This window comes from Streptomyces sp. NPDC086080, from assembly GCF_044540255.1.
Classification (GTDB): domain Bacteria; phylum Actinomycetota; class Actinomycetes; order Streptomycetales; family Streptomycetaceae; genus Streptomyces.
This window is the reverse complement of record NZ_JBITRU010000010.1, coordinates 62,885-78,223: the sequence shown is the minus strand read 5'-3', so window position 1 is coordinate 78,223 and position 15,339 is coordinate 62,885. Positions and strand designations below refer to the sequence as shown.

Annotated in this window: 15 protein-coding genes; 10 read left to right on the top strand and 5 right to left on the bottom strand. The window is 74.4% G+C overall.

Going from position 1 to position 15,339, the window contains the following annotated elements; translation table 11 throughout:
* Positions 1-59: 59 nt before the first annotated feature.
* A complete protein-coding gene (locus tag ACIF9R_RS14940) occupies positions 60-1,166 on the bottom strand; it encodes a Vms1/Ankzf1 family peptidyl-tRNA hydrolase (protein ID WP_399979247.1) in 1,107 nt (368 codons plus the stop codon).
* A gap of 61 nt (positions 1,167-1,227) precedes the next feature.
* Between ACIF9R_RS14940 and ACIF9R_RS14935 the strand changes: the two genes are divergently transcribed.
* Positions 1,228-1,506, top strand: a complete 279-nt coding sequence (locus ACIF9R_RS14935; RefSeq protein ID WP_399979244.1) for a DUF6158 family protein — start codon at positions 1,228-1,230, stop codon at positions 1,504-1,506.
* Between the two features lie 426 nt (positions 1,507-1,932).
* On the opposite strand, the gene ACIF9R_RS14930 is transcribed toward ACIF9R_RS14935, so the two are convergent.
* Entirely contained in the window at positions 1,933-2,484 is a 552-nt protein-coding gene (locus ACIF9R_RS14930) for a type 1 glutamine amidotransferase domain-containing protein (protein WP_399979242.1), read from the bottom strand.
* Positions 2,485-2,580: 96 nt separating this feature from the next.
* Positions 2,581-2,973 carry a DUF2795 domain-containing protein gene (locus ACIF9R_RS14925; RefSeq protein WP_399979239.1) on the bottom strand — a complete coding sequence of 131 codons (393 nt, stop codon included), beginning with the start codon at positions 2,971-2,973 and terminating at the stop codon, positions 2,581-2,583.
* Positions 2,974-3,134: 161 nt separating this feature from the next.
* On the opposite strand from ACIF9R_RS14925, the gene ACIF9R_RS14920 reads away from it, so the two are divergent.
* The 5 genes from ACIF9R_RS14920 (at position 3,135) to ACIF9R_RS14900 (ending at position 7,565) form a co-directional block, all read left to right on the top strand.
* Positions 3,135-3,275: a hypothetical protein gene (locus tag ACIF9R_RS14920; RefSeq protein WP_399979237.1), complete on the top strand. Its 141-nt coding sequence runs from the start codon at positions 3,135-3,137 to the stop codon at positions 3,273-3,275.
* A gap of 145 nt (positions 3,276-3,420) precedes the next feature.
* Positions 3,421-4,218: an RNA polymerase sigma factor SigF gene (locus tag ACIF9R_RS14915; protein ID WP_399979236.1), complete on the top strand. Its 798-nt coding sequence runs from the start codon at positions 3,421-3,423 to the stop codon at positions 4,216-4,218.
* Positions 4,219-4,357: 139 nt separating this feature from the next.
* On the top strand, positions 4,358-5,065 hold the full coding sequence (locus ACIF9R_RS14910) for a hypothetical protein (protein WP_399979234.1): 708 nt from the start codon (positions 4,358-4,360) through the stop codon (positions 5,063-5,065).
* A gap of 158 nt (positions 5,066-5,223) precedes the next feature.
* Positions 5,224-6,471 (top strand): aminotransferase class I/II-fold pyridoxal phosphate-dependent enzyme, encoded by a 1,248-nt coding sequence (locus tag ACIF9R_RS14905; RefSeq protein WP_399979232.1) that lies wholly within the window; start codon positions 5,224-5,226, stop codon positions 6,469-6,471.
* On the top strand, positions 6,468-7,565 hold the full coding sequence (locus ACIF9R_RS14900; protein ID WP_399979229.1) for an MBL fold metallo-hydrolase: 1,098 nt from the start codon (positions 6,468-6,470) through the stop codon (positions 7,563-7,565). The genes ACIF9R_RS14905 and ACIF9R_RS14900 overlap by 4 nt, the downstream gene beginning before the upstream one ends.
* A 598-nt stretch (positions 7,566-8,163) precedes the next feature.
* On the opposite strand, the gene ACIF9R_RS14895 is transcribed toward ACIF9R_RS14900, so the two are convergent.
* The gene (locus tag ACIF9R_RS14895) at positions 8,164-8,811 is read right to left on the bottom strand and encodes a DedA family protein (RefSeq protein ID WP_399979568.1); all 648 of its coding nucleotides are present in this window, start codon (positions 8,809-8,811) and stop codon (positions 8,164-8,166) included.
* Positions 8,811-9,584, bottom strand: a complete 774-nt coding sequence (locus ACIF9R_RS14890; protein ID WP_399979227.1) for an MBL fold metallo-hydrolase — start codon at positions 9,582-9,584, stop codon at positions 8,811-8,813. Before ACIF9R_RS14890 ends, ACIF9R_RS14895 begins: the two co-directional genes overlap by 1 nt.
* 83 nt (positions 9,585-9,667) lie before the next feature.
* Here ACIF9R_RS14890 and ACIF9R_RS14885 point away from each other — a divergent pair, with 83 nt between their 5' ends.
* From ACIF9R_RS14885 to ACIF9R_RS14870, 4 genes are all read left to right on the top strand, one after another.
* Positions 9,668-10,069 (top strand): hypothetical protein, encoded by a 402-nt coding sequence (locus ACIF9R_RS14885; protein WP_399979225.1) that lies wholly within the window; start codon positions 9,668-9,670, stop codon positions 10,067-10,069.
* Between the two features lie 169 nt (positions 10,070-10,238).
* A complete protein-coding gene (locus ACIF9R_RS14880; protein WP_399979566.1) occupies positions 10,239-12,260 on the top strand; it encodes a phage holin family protein in 2,022 nt (673 codons plus the stop codon).
* 198 nt (positions 12,261-12,458) lie between these two features.
* Positions 12,459-13,520, top strand: coding sequence for an ATP-binding protein (locus ACIF9R_RS14875; RefSeq protein ID WP_399979223.1), 1,062 nt, complete (start codon positions 12,459-12,461; stop codon positions 13,518-13,520).
* Complete coding sequence (locus ACIF9R_RS14870; protein ID WP_399979220.1) at positions 13,517-15,334, top strand: hypothetical protein; 1,818 nt, start codon at positions 13,517-13,519, stop codon at positions 15,332-15,334. Before ACIF9R_RS14875 ends, ACIF9R_RS14870 begins: the two co-directional genes overlap by 4 nt.
* Positions 15,335-15,339: the final 5 nt, after the last annotated feature.

Below are 15,339 nucleotides of genomic sequence, written 5' to 3'. Positions count from 1 at the left end.
GAAAAACGCCGTACCCCCGCCGGACCCCCTGTCGCCGCCCGGGCCCGAACCCGCCCCCACTACCAGCGCAGCAACGCCCCCAGCCCACCCACCGGCGCCCCCGCCCCCGGCCCCGCCGCGTCGACCGCCACCACCGGCGCGTCCGTGGCGACCGCCGACCGGACCAGCGCGTCGTCCGCCCGCGCCGCCCACGAGTTCTGCTCGCCCAGCACCTTCAGATCCGTACGCCGCACCGCCAGCTGGTCCGGATCCTCACCGATCCACACCTCCCGGTGCGCGTCCGGCCCGTCGGTCCGGATCAGCAGTTCGTCGATCCGGTGCTCGCGCGCGGCCTCGACCAGCGCAGGCACCCCCTCCACGGCACCCGCGCGGCCGTCCTCGCCGGTTCCGCGGGCGGCGAGGAAGCGGTCCAGCTCGGCGGCCGCACGGCCGTGGACATGTTCCGCGCGGATCCGCTCGACGTCGTCGTCGAGCAACCTGCTGCCCGCACCGTGCGAGGCCTCGGCCACCATGTCGTGCAACCGCCGCGGCAGCCGCTCGCGCACGGCGCGCCGCTCACGGTCGTCACCGACGAGGATCAGCAGATCGGCGCCGGTCTCCTCCTGACAGACGGCGAGTGCGTCGGCGATCTCCGCGGCGTTGTGCTCCCAGGTGTTCTCCACCCGCAGCTGGAAATGCCGCTCCGACCAGTCCGCCGAGGGGGTCCGGTGCAGCGGCCACTGACGTCCGGTGACACTGCCGGAGTCGTCCCGGCCCAGCGCACTGCGCAGCTCGAAGTCCGCGCCCCTGCGGTCCACGTAGGCGACCACGCACATGGGGTCCTCACCGGCCAGTTCCAGCAGCGGTGTCACCCGCGGCAGCGGCGCCCACTCGGCCCAGTCGCGCTGCGGGGACCGGGCCAGCGGCGGGTCGAGGACCACCTCTCCGTCCCGGGCGAACAGGGCGCGGCCGTGCGGTTCGCCGGAGTGCCGCAGCTCCTCGATCGCGTGGCGCACCGCCCGGCAGGTCGCCTCGTCCGCGCCCCGGCCGGCCAGCTCCTGCGCCATCGCGCGGGCCGTCAGCTGCCGCTCATGGGGGGTGCTCTCCGTGTGCCGGGAGGTGTCCACGTATACGGAGGCCCAGGGGCCGGGACGTTCGTAGAGTGGGTACAGGAATGTGAGTTCCATGGTTCCCTCCCGGTTGCCGTACGGGGTGGTGCTCGTGCCGCCGGGCGGGTACCCGGAGCCCATGAACGCACACGACGAGCGGGGCACCACGATGACCGGAGTCGAGCCGGACCGCCTGAACGACCAGCAGCTCATGAAGGAGCTGGAGACCATCCACCGCACGCGCCACGACACACTGCTGTACGGCTCCAACGGCGCGCTGCGGGCCCACAACGACCGGATGGCACAGCTGGAGGGCGAGTATCTCCGCCGCAACCCGCGCCGCCCGGTCGCCGCGGGCCGCACGCGTGAGGGGGCCCGGGAGCGGGGCGCCGCGGCCGCGACGACACCGGGAGCCTGACCGCGGGCCCCGGCTGCCCCGGTCGCGTCCCGCGAGGTGGTGTACGCGATCACGCGCGTCGCCCTCCGGTACCCGGCTCGCGACGATCTCCACGTCGGCGCGGCACGCGAAGTGGCCCGGTCAGGCGCCGGGAGTGCCCCAGCCGGTCGACGAACCCGGCGTGACCTGCGAATTACGGTTCGTTGATCGACTACACCACCCGGCGGGACGCCATCGCTGCCCCGGCCCGCCCGCCGACGACCGGCTGACGACCGCTGCCCGCCGGCGACCGGTCACCCCGACCGGTCCGCCGTCCTCCTGCCCCGAAGGCCCGCCCAGGACCGGGCGCACGGAACGCCGGGTCCGGACGCACGGGACGCGACCGCGCAGCACGACCGGGGACCGCGCGTCCGCGGGCCCCGGTCGTGTCGTGTCCCCCGACCTGCGTCAGGCAGCAGCCGCCGTCTCCTCCTCGAACACCTCCAGATACGTCTCGCAGAACGCCTTGAGATCGGCCGGCTTGCGGCTCGTGACCAGCTTGTTCGAGCCGTGGTCGCAGACCTTCACCTGCTCGTCGACCCAGGTCCCGCCGGCGTTGCGGATGTCGGTCCGCAGGCTGGGCCAGCTCGTCAGCTCACGGCCTCGTACGACATCGGCCTCCACGAGGGTCCACGCGGCGTGGCAGATCGCGGCGACCGGCCGGCGCTGCTCGAAGAAGTCCCGCACGAACGAGACGGCCTTGTCGTCCATGCGCAGGAAGTCCGGGTTGGCCACCCCGCCCGGCAGCACCAGTCCGCCGAAGGAGTCCGCCGACGTCTCACCGGCGACCTCCTGCACAGGGAAGGTGTCCGCCTTGTCGAGATGGTGGAACCCCTGGATGGTGCCCGGCCGCGTCGACACGAGTACGGGTTCGTGACCGGCGTCCACGGCCGCCTGCCACGGCTCGGTCAGCTCCACCTGCTCGACACCCTCGGGTGCGGTCAGAAATGCGATGCGCATGATGGTTCTACGTCCCTTCGTCAGCTTGCGGCGGCCGTCGCGGTACGCGCCCGGCCGCCCCGCGGGAAGGGCGGGCGCGGTACCCCGACGGGCCGGTCACGCGGTCTCCGTCTCCCGGGTCCGGGTCAGCGCCTCGGCCAGTTCCTGGACGCTGTCGTAGCGGGCCTTGTGCGGCAGCCGCTCCAGCCCTTCGATCAGCGCGTCGGGCGCGTGCCGCCGGTCCAGCGCGCGCATCAGCTCACGCGGACCCGCGGGGAACGATCCGCGGTTCAGGGTCCTGGCCAGTTCCAGCCGCACCGACTCCAGTGACGTCGGGCCACGGCCCGGCGTCACCGGGCCGTGAGCGACCTCGGGGTCGTCGTCGGCGAACGGTTCCGGGTCGTTCCACTCCTCGGTCCGGGTGGGGCGCCCGGACCTCAGCAGACCCTGGAGTTCGTGCTTCATCTCGTCGTCACGGTGGACGCTGAGCCGGTCACTGCCTCGCTGCATGTCTCCCTCCAGATCCTTCGGGGGTCCGTGCCGCGTACCCGGCGAGCGGAGGCCGACACGGGGTTCCTGCGGTGGATCGTCACGCGCCCGGGTTTGCCCGCGGGACGGTGGGAGACCCGGAGCGCATACCCCCCCACGAGCCTCCCTGGAAAGGTCCGGCGATGGCGGTGCTCGCCCTGCTCATCCCTTCCTTCATGCTCGGTGTGATCCTGATGCTGGGCCGCTACGAGGACCTCCTGCTGCCGCCCGTGCGGCCACCGGAGGAACCCGCTGAACCCGGACTCCGACGTTTGGGGCGGTGATGCGGGGGAATGCGCACGTGGAGTGCTTCGGACAGGAGGCACGTCCGTGGATGCGGCCCCGTGCCGCCCCCGGGTGCACCTGTTCCCGAGCCGGTGCGCTCCCACGGTGACGTCCCCGAGCACCTCTGAGGGAGTTGCGCGCACCATGCCGACCCGAGCGACCGCGAAGCACCCGCACGACGACGCCCCCGACACCGCGGACGCCTTCCGCAGGCTCGCCGCACTGCCCGACGGCGCGGAACGCGACGCGCTCCGCGACGAGATCGTCGAGGCGTGGCTGCCCATGGCCGACCGGCTCGCCGGACGGTTCCGCAGCCGCGGCGAGAGCTTCGACGATCTGCGCCAGGTCGCCGCGCTGGGACTGGTCAAGGCCGTCGACCGCTACGACCCCGGGCTCGGCAACGCCTTCGAGAGCTACGCCGTGCCGACCGTCACCGGTGAGATCAAGCGGCACTTCCGCGACCACATGTGGACCCTGCACGTGCCGCGCCGGGTCCAGGAGCTGCGCAACCGTGTCCGGGGCGCCTCCCAGCACCTCGCCCAGACCCTCCCCGGACGCTGGCCGACCGTGGCCGAGATCGCCGAGCACGCCAGCCTCAGCGAGGACGACGTCCGCACCGGGCAGGAGGCGCTGGAGAGCTTCAGCGCGCTGTCCCTGGACGCGGCGCTGCCGGGCAGCGACGACGGCTACTCGCTGGGCGACGCCCTCGGGGCGCCCGACCCGGCGCTGGACACCGTGGTCGACCGCGAAGCCGTCAAGGAAGGGCTGGCCGCCCTGCCGGAGCGGGAGCGGACCATCCTCTACATGCGCTTCTTCGCCGACATGACCCAGAGTGGCATCGCCGAGGAGCTGGGCATCTCGCAGATGCATGTCTCCCGTCTGATCAGCCGCTGCTGCGGCCGGGTCCGGGAGCAGGTCATGAGCGACGCCGACACGGACTGACGCACGCGTCCTCACCCGCTCGGGTGCGCCGGGTCCCGCCAAATGGGGTCCGGCCGCGCGCGGTGCGGCGGCGGGCGGGCTGTGATGGCTGTGGGGCAACCGACGCCGTGCCCCGCCGTCGCTCGAAGGAGCCCGCACCATGCGCCGCACCGCCCGTGCCCTGTCCCTGGCCGCCGTCGCCGGTACCGTCCTCGGCGTGCTCGCACCGGCCGCGTCCGCGGGAACGGTCCCGGGCAGCGGGCCGTCGTGGGGCACCGCCTCCCCCTCGCCCTGTCCGGAACCCGGTGGGCACGGCCGGGACGGGTACGCGTCCCACAGCGCGCAGCCGGAGGCCTGGGAGCAGGACCTCGCCGAGCCGGAGACGTTGCGGGAGGAAGCATTCGAGGGAGCGGTCGAGGACGAGGCCCTGACCGAGCCGGAGGGCGGCGTCCCGGACACCGTCCCCGAGGGCGCCGAGATCCCTCCGCCCGACGGCACCGACGCCGCGGGATCACAGGCCATGGAATCCAGGGCCAAGGATCAGAAGCCCCCCGGGCCGGAAACCGTCGAACCGAAGCCGGGCGAACCGAAGCCGGGCGAACCGAAGCCGGGCGAACCGAAGCCGGGCGAACCGAAGCCGGGCGAACCGAAACCCACCGCATCCAAGCCGCTGGAACCGAAACCCACCGCATCCAGGAGCAACCCCTGTCCCTCCGCCCCAGCGCACCAGGGCGTCCACGCGGGTGGCGGCGGTGCCTTCACGGACTCCGTGCCCGCCCTGGCCGCCGGAGGCCTGCTGATCGCGGGCGCGGTCGGTGCCGCCGCCCACCGCCTGTACCGGGACCGTTCCGTCCGGACGGAAGGCTGACAGCCGCGCGCCGGACCGGCACCCATGACACGCGGCACGCTGGGTACTGGCCGGCCGAGGGCGCCACGAGCGGACACGGGAGCAGGAGCACGGGAGTACGGGAGTACGGGAGTACGGGAGCACGCCACCAGGGCATCAGGGACTGCGCGGAGGTAGGGATGTGGCGTTCGGATCCGGAAGGCCACGGTCCCGTCCGCTTCGGGCCGCCGGACCCCGAGGACGGGCTCCCCGTCCTGCCCGAACTGTCCGCCGTACTGGCCGCGGCGGCCTCCCGCGCCGGCGCCGAGCCGGTCGGCGGCGGCCCCGCTCTGCTGGACGCCGCGTGCGGCTACGGCGACCGGCGGGGACTGCCCGCCGCCCCCGACCGGGTGGCCGTCGCCCCCGGCGCGCCCGCCCTGCTGGTGGCCCTGACCGCCGCCATCGGCGGCGACGTCCTGGTACCCCGCCCCTGTGCGGCGTGGTGGGCCCCCCACGCGCGGTTGCTGCGCAGACCCGTCTTCCACGTGCCGACCCCGGCCGAGAGCGGCGGTGTGCCCGATCCGTACGCCCTGCTGGAGACCGTCCGCCGGGTACGAGCCGAGGGCGGCGACCCACGGCTGCTGGTGCTCTCCGTCGCCGACGATCCGACCGCGACCGTGGCCCCGCCCGAACTGCTGCACGAGACCCTGGAGGCCGCCGTCGGTGAGGGATTGCACCTGGTCAGCGACGAGACCTGGCGCGATACCGTGCACGACCCGCACGGCACCGTGCTGCTCAGTCCCGCCGAGATGCTGCCCGACCGGGTCACCGTCGTCACCGACCTGGTCGGTGCCCTGCTCCCGCCCGGCTGGCCCGCGGCGGTCGCCCGATTCCCGGCCGGTGAGGAGGGAAACGCGCTGCACGCGCGCGTGCTCGACGTGCTCACCGCGCTCGACGCGCGGGTCGCCGCGCCCGTCGCCGCCGCGGCGGTGTACGCGCTGTCCGAACCCGAACCGGTCACCACGCGCGTCGCGGAATCCGTACGCCTGCACGCGCGACTGGCCGCCGCCGCGCATCGTGCCGTCGTCGCCGCCGGTGCGGTGTCCCGGCCTCCGTCCTGCGGCCGGCACCTGTACGTCGACCTCACACCGCTGGCGCCCGCCCTCACCGCGCACGGTGTGGGCGACGCCCAGGAACTGGAGGACTTCCTCACCGCCCGGCTGGGCATGCCCGCGCCGGGCGGCCACCGCTTCGGCGACGATCTCGAGGCGCCGCGCGTGCGGCTGTCCACCGCACCCCTGCTGGGCGACACCGCGGAACTCCGCGAGGAACGCCGGCGTATCCCCGAGCCGCTGGAACTGCCCGGGGTGCGACGCGCGTTGACCCATCTGGCATCGGTCTTCGACGATCTCCGTGACGACGCTCAGCGATGGGAGTCTCCTCGATGACGCAGCGGCCCGAGTCGACGAACAGAACGACCACGACCACGACCACCACCACGGCCCCCGGCGAGGCCGGACCGGAATCGGACAGCCCGCGAGCCGACCCCCTGTCCCCCTCCACGCGCCCGTACCCGCCGCCGGCCGAGCCGCGCCCGCTGGCCGAACACCGGGTGTGGCCCCGCGCCTTCCACGACCGGCTGACCGCCCCGCTGCCCGGCCTCAGGGCCTTCGCCCGCTTCGCCCGCGAGGGTGCCGTACGCCCCACCCCGGACGGCCTCGCCGACATCCCCCGGCTGCCCTTCGCCCCCGCCCCGCTGCCCCGCGTGGACGCCCGTACGGTCGCCGTCACCTGGGCGGGGCACGCCAGCTGGGTCCTGCAAATCGGCGGGCTCACCGTGCTCACCGACCCGGTCTGGTCCCGCCGTATCCTCGGCACCCCGGCCCGGATCACCCCCGTCGGCGTCGACTGGGAGGCGCTGCCGCGCGTGGACGCGGTGGTCATCAGCCACAACCACTACGACCACTTGGACGCCCCCACCCTGCGCCGGCTCCCGCGCGGCACCCCGGTGTTCGTGCCGGCCGGGCTCGCCCGCTGGTTCCACCGCCGCCGGTTCACCCGGGTCACCGAACTCGACTGGTGGGAGGCCGCCGAACTGGACGGTGTCCGCTTCGACTTCGTACCGGCCCACCACTGGTCCAAGCGCACCCTCACCGACACCTGCCGCTCGCTGTGGGGTGGCTGGGTGCTCACCGACCGCGAGGGCCGGCGCGTCCACTTCGCCGGTGACACCGGCTACGGGCACTGGTTCACCCGGATCGGCCGCCGCTACCCGGGCATCGACCTCACCCTGCTGCCCATCGGCGCCTACGACCCCCGCTGGTGGCTGGCCGACGTCCACTGCGACCCGGAGGAGGCCGTCCGGGCCGCCCAGGACCTCGGGGCGCGCCGCATGGCCCCCATGCACTGGGGCACGTTCGTCCTCTCCTCGGAACCGGTGCTGGAGCCCCTCACCCGCGTGCGCGCCGCCTGGGAGCGGACCGGCCTGCCCCGCGAGAACCTGTGGGACCTGCCGGTGGGCGCCTCCCGCATCCTGGAGTGACCCGGCCACCCACCGCCCGCCGCTCCCCGGCCGGCCCCGGGGTGGCTGTCGTCCCTCCGCCCCACCGGGCAGCCGCCCCGACGTGGACGGCTGTGATCCCACGGCCCGCGCTACCACGGTGCCGGGCCGCGCCGCACCGTCGGCCGACCGGTGTCCGGGGAGGACGGCCGGTCCGACGGGTGCGGCTGCCGGTGTGGACGGGCGTCGGCCCGCTGCCGGAGGGTCGGTGGGCCGGGTTCGCCCGCCGTCTCAGCGTTCCGCGCGTTGCATGTAGGCGCGGGTGTCGGCCGCCGCCTGGGACGGCCACCGGTGGGGCGGGTGGGTCGTGCCGTACCGGACGAGACGCACTGGCGGCCGTCCGGTGCCGGGGGAGGACGGCCGGTCCGGTGGGTGCGGGCGTGGCTGTCCTCTGGATGGGTGTCGACCGCCGGCCGGGGCGGCTGCCGGTGGGGAACGGGTGTCGGCCCGCTGCCAGGGTGGCGGCCGACGGGCAGACCGCCATCCGGCTCAGGCGTTCGGCGCGTTGGCCGTGGGCGGGCCGACCGCCGGGTGGGGCGGGTGCCGGCCCTCATCGGGGCCGTGTCGGTTCCGGCCGGCGTCAGCCCGTCGCCGTTCCGCGGAGGCGCCGCCACAGGCCCGGGGCCACGCTGATCAGTACGGTCAGCACGATCGCCGCGAGTACGCCCGCCCACGGCTCCTTGAACAGGGAACCGCCGAGGATGCCGATCAGCTGGTACGTCGTCGCCCAGGCGACACAGGCCGGCAGATTGCCGCGCACGAAGCGGCGCACCGGCCACTGCGCCAGCAGACAGGCCAGCATCACCGGAAGTCGCCCGGCCGGGACCAGCCGGGACAGCACCAGCACGGCCACCCCGTGGTCGGTGAGCTTGCGCTGCGCCTGCTCCAGCCGGTCCTCCGGGGCCCGCCGCCGCATCGCCTCCAGCCAGCGCGAGCCGTTCCTCGACGTCATCCCGCGCCGCCCCAGCCAGTACAGCGCCACGTCCCCGAGGAACGCCGCCAGCGACGCCGTGACGAGCAGCAGCGCCATCGAGAACGGCGCCGTCCGGTGGAAGGCGACCACGGCCGCCGAACTCACCAGCGCGCCCGTCGGGACGACCGGCACCAGCGCGCCGATCAGCACCAGCAGGAACAGCGAGGGATAGCCGACCACCTGCTGGGTGGAATCGGGCGCCACCACCGGGAGCGCCGCCAGCGGGGCCGCCTGGCCCAGGGAGGCGGGAAGGATCACCGGGCGCCCTCCAGGCGCACGCTCTCCCCGTGCTCGAGCCGGTGCACGCTCACCCCGGGGGCGTGCCGGGCCGCCAGTCGCTCGAACTCGTGACCCGGCGCGTGGAACTCGTGCGGGCGCACGGCGTCCATCCCGATCGGCCAGTACGTGCCGTAGTGCACCGGCACGGCGCTCGGCGCCCCCAGCAGGGCCAGCGCCTCGGCCGCGCGCCCCGCGTCCAGATGCCCCTCGCCGAGGTAGGGCCCCCAGCCGCCCACCGGCAGCAGCGCCACGTCGACCGGCCCCACCTCCTTGTCCATCCCCTCGAACAGACCGGTGTCCCCGGCGAAGTACGTCCGCGCCTCACCCTCCACGACATAGCCGAGGGCGGGCGCGCGGTGCGGTCCGACCGGCAGCCGTCGCCCGTCGTGCCGCGCGGGCACGGCCCGGACGACCAGACGGCCGACCGTGGTCACCTCGCCCGGCGCCATCTCGCTCACGCCGAGATGTGTGAGCCGGCGCAGACCCGGTACCGCGCGGAGTGCGCCCCGGGGCACGAGCAGGCGTGTGCCCGGGGCGAGCAGGGCCAGGGACGGCAGGTGCAGATGGTCGGCGTGCAGGTGGGAGACCAGGGCCACGTCCGCGTGCCGGGCGTCCGCGGACGGCAGCGCGCCGCGCCGGCGGCGCAGATGCGCGAGACGGCGGGCGAACAGCGGGTCGGTGAGCACACGGGTGTGCGAGTCCTCGACCGTGCAGGTCGCGTGCCCCCACCACGTGACGTCCACCGGCACTTCTTCGCCTCCTTCGCACGACTCCCCGAAGCCTACGTGCAGGAGTAGGGTCGGCGACGAAAACCGGAGGTGAGGGGGACGCCATGGGACCGGTGCGGGTGACGGCGATCGCGAGTCTGACTCCGCTGGAGGAACTGGACGCCGACCCCTTCCTGGTGGACTCCCGCAGCCAGCACGCCATGTGCGCCCGCTGGGCCGCCGAGCAGGGTCACGTGGTGGCCAGGGAACTGCTGGTGCGAGGGCTGCGGCCCGACCACAGCCTGCTGTGGGAGGGGGTGCGGCCCGGCGCCGACCTGTTCGTGGCGCCCAGCCGGCGGGTACTGGAGCGGGCGTTGTCCTCCGTGGCGGACTTCACCGCCGAGTGCGCGCGCCGCGGGGTGCGCGTGGTGACCGTGGGCCGCGCGGAACCGTCGTACGACGCCGTGATGAAGGCGCGCGTGCACCGCAGGCTGTCGATGCCGACCGCCGGCTACGACGGCCGCTGAGCGTCCGGGGGCCGCGGGGCCGCGCGGCCGGGGCAACGGGGACGAAAACCCTGCTCCGGACGTTGTGGCAGGGTGGAGAGGGGCCGTACCGGCCGGGACGTGAGGTGTACGGGGCGTGGGTGGCGGGCGTTGGCGACGGGTCGCCAGTCAGATCGGGCGGAGTATCACGGTGTGGGTGGTCTCCACCCTGACCATGCTGCTGCTCGCCGGGATCCTGCCGGACTTCCGGCTGCGCTCGGCCGACGGCGACAGCGCCACCGACATCGCGGTCACCGCTGCCCTCGGCGCCGGCGCCTTCGGTCTGCTGTCCGCCCTGGTCTGGCCGCTGCTGGTGCGTCTCCTGCTGCTCGTACCGGCGCTCGTCCTCGGGGTGCTGGTGTTCTTCCTCAACGGCGCCCTGCTCTGGCTGGCCCTGTACCTCAACCCCGTCGAACGGGGCTCCGTCGTCCCGGAGACGGCGGTCGTGGTCGCCGCCGTCATGTCCGCCGTCGCCTCGGCCACGGGCGCCGCCCTCGCCGTACGCGACGACGACGCCTACCGCCGCCGCCTCTACCGGCTCGCCGACCGCAGACGGGGCTCCGCCCCGCCCTGCCCGACCACCCCCGGCACCGTCTTCCTGCAACTCGACGGTGTCGGCCACGACGTGCTGCTCGACGCCGTCGACCAGGGGCTGATGCCCACCGTCGCCCGCTGGCTCGGGACCGGCAGCGGCGGCGATCAGCCCTCCCACCGCCTCACCCGCTGGCGCACCGACTGGTCCAGCCAGACCGGCGCCAGCCAGCTCGGCATCCTGCACGGCAGCAACCACGACGTCCCCGCCTTCCGCTGGTACGAGAAGGCCCGGCGCGAGGTCATGGTCTGCAACCGGCCCACCAGCGCCGCCGAACTCCAGGCCCGCGCCATCGAGTACTCCGGGCACGCCGGACTGCTCGCGGGCGGCGGCGCCAGCCGCGGCAACCTGTTCAGCGGCGGCGCCGACCAGCAGGCCCTGGTGCTGTCCATCACCACCCGCCGCCGGGACCCCGCCGCCCGCTCCCGCTCGGGCTACTTCGCGTACTTCTCCGACCCCGCCAACGCCGTGCGCACCGCGCTGTCCTTCGGCGCCGAGGTGGGCCGGGAGATCGTGCAGTCCACCCGCGCCCGGGCGCGGGGGCAGCGTCCGCGTGTCTCGCGCGGCGGGCTCTACCCGTTCGTCAGGGCCTTCGCCACCGTCGTCCAACGGGACGTCGTCGTCGCCGCCGTGATGGGCGACCTGCTGGCCGGCCGCACCGCCGTCTACGCCGACCTGGTGGCCTACGACGAGGTCGCCCACCACTCCGGGCCCACGAGCCGGGACACCGAGAAGGTCCTCCAGCGCCTCGACCGGGCCCTCGCCCTGATCGAGAACGTCGCGGAGCACGCTCCCCGCCCGTACCGCCTCGTCGTCCTCTCCGACCACGGGCAGAGCCCCGGCGAGACCTTCCGCTCCCGCTACGGCCTCACCCTCGGCGACCTGGTGCGGGCAGGCTGCGGACTGCCCGTGCCGCGCCGCGCCCGGCGCACCCACAGCGGCGCCGAGGCACGGGCGGCCGTCCGCGCGGCGCTGCACCGGCCCGTCGAGGAGGGCACCGAGCACTACCGCCCCTCGCGCGGTTCCGAGCCCGTCGTCCTCGCCTCGGGCAACCTGGGCCTGATCTCCTTCCCGGACGTGCCGCACCGGATGACCAAGGAGGAGATCGACGCCCGCCACCCCGCGCTGCTGCCCACCCTCGCCAACCACCCCGGCATCGGCTTCCTCCTGGTCCGCAGCGAACGCCACGGCGGGGTCGTGCTCGGCGCGTACGGCGCGGAGATACCGCTGGACGAGCTGGACGACGATCCCGGGCCCCTGGCGGCCTTCGGCCCGGGCGCCGCCGACGCCGTACGCCGTACCCACACCTTCCCGCACACTGCCGACATCATGGTCAACTCCTTCCACGACCCCGTGGACGGCGAGGTGCTGGCCTTCGAGGAGCAGATCGGCTCCCACGGCGGGCTCGGCGGCGCCCAGTCCCGCCCCTTCCTGCTGTCCCCGCTCGCCCTGTCGCCACCCGTCGCCGAGGGCGCGGTCCTCGCCGGCGCCGAGCAGGTCCACCACGTACTGCGCCGCTGGCTGACCGAGTCGGATCAGGGGGAACTGCCTGGAGCCCCGGGCCGGGAGCGCGCGGCCTGACGGGGCCGACGCCCGGAAAACGCGTTGCTCCGTCGCCGCGGGACACAGTTCACTGGGTCCGGCGCCCCTTCCGGTCCGCGTGCTCCGGCCCGTGTGTTCCGGTCCGTGTGATCCGGCCCGATGCCGGCGATCCGTGCGCCCCTGCCGACGTCCCACCTCCCCCTGAACCCCGAACCCCTGACCCCCAGGAGCCATTGCGTGCAGGCAGTCGTCACTGTCACCCCCTCCCGCGTCCCGGAGCTGCTGCTCGGTCTGGCGACCGTGCGGCCGGTGTTCCTCTGGGGGGCGCCCGGCATCGGAAAGTCCTCCCTGGTCAGGGAGTTCGCCGAGAGCCTGGGCCTGGAGTGCGTGAGTCTGCTGGGCACTCAGCTCGCTCCCGAGGACCTGATCGGCGTTCCCCAGATCCGCGACGGCCGCTCGGTGTTCTGCCCGCCGCAGGCGATCGCCCGTGACGAGCCGTACTGCCTGTTCCTGGACGAGCTGAACGCGGCCACCCCGGATGTGCAGAAGGCGTTCTACTCGCTGATCCTGGACCGCCGGATCGGCGACTACGAGCTGCCCAAGGGCTCCATTGTCATCGGCGCCGGCAACCGCGCCACCGACAACGCGCTGGCCCGCCCCATCGCCTCCGCGCTCATCAACCGCCTCACCCACGTCCACCTGGAGGTGTCCGCCGGGGACTGGCTGCTCTGGGCGGCGAACAACGGCATCCACCCGTGGATCACCGACCACCTCACCGACCGCCCCGACCACCTGTGGTCCAAGCCGCCGAAGACCGAGGAGCCGTTCTCCACCCCCCGCTCCTGGCACATGCTCTCCGACGCGCTGCACTCCTTCGGCCGTGACCTCGATGAGGACACCCTGAAGGTCCTCGCCCACGGCACGCTCACCCCCGCGCACGCCACCGCCTTCTGCGGCTACGTCAAGATCGTGCGCAGCCGCTTCGGGATCGACGCCGTCATCAAGGGCGAGGCCCGCTGGCCGCACCGGATCGAGGACCGCGACCTGCTCTACTACCTCGCCGAGTCCTTCCGCGGCCGTCTGGTCAAGGAACTCCCGGCGACCAAGGAGCACATGTCGGCGAACGGCCGGCAGACCGCGTACCGAGCCAAGGCGCTGCTGGTGCAGCTCGCCGAGATCTCCGTCGAGGTCGCCCAGACCGTGATCGCCTCCGACGAGGACGGCAACCCGGTCCTGCCGGCCTGGTTCCTCGTCGAGGCGGCCCGCGACATGCCGCGCCTGGTGGAGGCGCGCCGGTGAGCCGCCCCCGCGCGAAGGGGCCGAAGAACGCGAAGGGTCCGAAGAAGCGGGACCTCGCGCAGGAGGCGTTCGACGCGGGACTGCGGCTGGTGCGGGCCAACCCCGCGCTGGCCGCGGTCGAGTTCGAGGTCTGCCGCCGGGAGAACTGCGAGCTCGCCCCCCGGGACGGGCTGGTGCGGGTGGACTCCGAGGCCGTCCTGCACGCCCACCCGGACCGTATGGCCGACCCGGAGGCCTGGGCGTGGGCCCTCGCGCACGCCGTCCTGCACCTCGGCTTCGGTCATGTCCCCGCCGCGCAGGGCACGCGCGAGCAGCCCGACCACAGCGAGCTCGCCGCCCGCTGCGTCGTGGTCAACCGCTTCCTGCTCGGCTTCCCCGTCGGCACGGCGCCCGAGCACCTGCCCGCCGCCTACCCCGACGGCGACGAGGAGCGGCTCGCCGCCCACTGGCGTCGGGAGGGCGTCCCTGCGGTGTACGAGCGCTGCGGCACGGCCGGCGGCGAGGCGGACCTGTTTCTCGCGGAGTGGTTCGGCTACTACGGGCAGCCGCCGGACCACCAGCTGGCGTTCGCCACCGCCCTCACCCGCACCGTGTCCGCCGCGATGGACCTGGCGGGCGGCCGCCGCGACAGCCTGGACGGCAAGCCGGTCCCCCGGCGGCCCTGGGAGCGGGCGCTCGGCTGGTTCGTCTCCTCCTACCCGCTGCTCGGCGGCATCGCCGCCGGTATCACCCTGGTCGCCGACGCCGAGCTCGCGCGCGCCCACGGCATCTCGGTCGCCGCCGTCGACGCCGGGGCCGGAGAGATCTACGTCAACCCGCTGCGGCAGCTGGAGGACGAGGAATGGCGGTTCGTCCTCGCCCACGAGATGCTCCACGCGGCCCTGCGCCACGGCGACCGCTGCGGCGGACGCGACCCGTATCTGTTCAACGTGGCCTGCGACTACGTCATCAACGGCTGGCTGGAGGAGATGCGGGTCGGCACCATGCCCGAGGGCCTGCTGTACGACAAGGAGCTCGCCGGGCTGTCCGCCGAGGAGGTCTACGACCGGATCGCCGTCGACCTGCGGCGGATGCGCCGGCAGGCCACGCTGCGCGGCAAGGGGCTCGGCGACATCCTCGGCGGCCCCCTCGGCCCGCCCCGCGACCCCGTCGACCTCGACGCCTTCTACCGCCGCGGCCTCGCCCAGGGCCTGGACCTGCACGACCGGCAGGAGCGCGGTTTCCTGCCCGCCGGGCTGGTCCAGGAGATCCGCGCGCTCAGCCATCCGCCGGTGCCCTGGGACGCCCGGCTGGCCCGCTGGTTCGACGAGTTCGTGCCGCGCCCGGAGCCGCTCCGGTCGTACGCGCGTCCCTCCCGGCGCCAGGCGTCCACCCCCGACATCCCCCGCGCGGGGCGCTGGTTCCCGCCCGAGGAGATCGCCCGCTGCACCTTCGGTGTCGTCCTGGACACCTCCGGCTCCATGGACCGGGTCCTGCTCGGCAAGGCGCTCGGCGCCATCGCCTCCTACGCCGAGGCCCGCGACGTACCGGCCGCCCGCGTGGTGTTCTGCGACGCGGCACCGCACGACGCGGGATACGTACCGGTCACCGAGATCGCCGGGCGGGTCCGCGTGCACGGCCGGGGCGGCACCGTCCTGCAGCCCGGCATCGACTTCCTCCAGCGAGCCGACGACTTCCCGCCCGCCGCGCCGATCCTGGTCATCACCGACGGCTGGTGCGACGTCCTGCGGGTCCGCCGCGAGCACGCGTACCTCGTTCCGCGGGGCGCGCGACTGCCGTTCACCGCGAGGGGACCCGTCTTCCGGGTGAGTTGAGCCAC

Bases quoted from the DNA above. Each gene is read 5' to 3' on its own strand.
- ACIF9R_RS14910 (WP_399979234.1), top strand. From the start codon at position 4,358: ATGCGCCGCACCGCCCGTGCCCTGTCCCTGGCCGCCGTCGCCGGTACC.
- ACIF9R_RS14930 (WP_399979242.1), bottom strand. From the start codon at position 2,484: ATGCGCATCGCATTTCTGACCGCACCCGAGGGTGTCGAGCAGGTGGAG.
- ACIF9R_RS14925 (WP_399979239.1), bottom strand. From the start codon at position 2,973: ATGCAGCGAGGCAGTGACCGGCTCAGCGTCCACCGTGACGACGAGATG.
- ACIF9R_RS14915 (WP_399979236.1), top strand. From the start codon at position 3,421: ATGCCGACCCGAGCGACCGCGAAGCACCCGCACGACGACGCCCCCGAC.
- ACIF9R_RS14920 (WP_399979237.1), top strand. From the start codon at position 3,135: ATGGCGGTGCTCGCCCTGCTCATCCCTTCCTTCATGCTCGGTGTGATC.
- ACIF9R_RS14885 (WP_399979225.1), top strand. From the start codon at position 9,668: ATGGGACCGGTGCGGGTGACGGCGATCGCGAGTCTGACTCCGCTGGAG.
- ACIF9R_RS14905 (WP_399979232.1), top strand. From the start codon at position 5,224: ATGTGGCGTTCGGATCCGGAAGGCCACGGTCCCGTCCGCTTCGGGCCG.
- ACIF9R_RS14900 (WP_399979229.1), top strand. From the start codon at position 6,468: ATGACGCAGCGGCCCGAGTCGACGAACAGAACGACCACGACCACGACC.
- ACIF9R_RS14935 (WP_399979244.1), top strand. From the start codon at position 1,228: ATGAACGCACACGACGAGCGGGGCACCACGATGACCGGAGTCGAGCCG.
- ACIF9R_RS14940 (WP_399979247.1), bottom strand. From the start codon at position 1,166: ATGGAACTCACATTCCTGTACCCACTCTACGAACGTCCCGGCCCCTGG.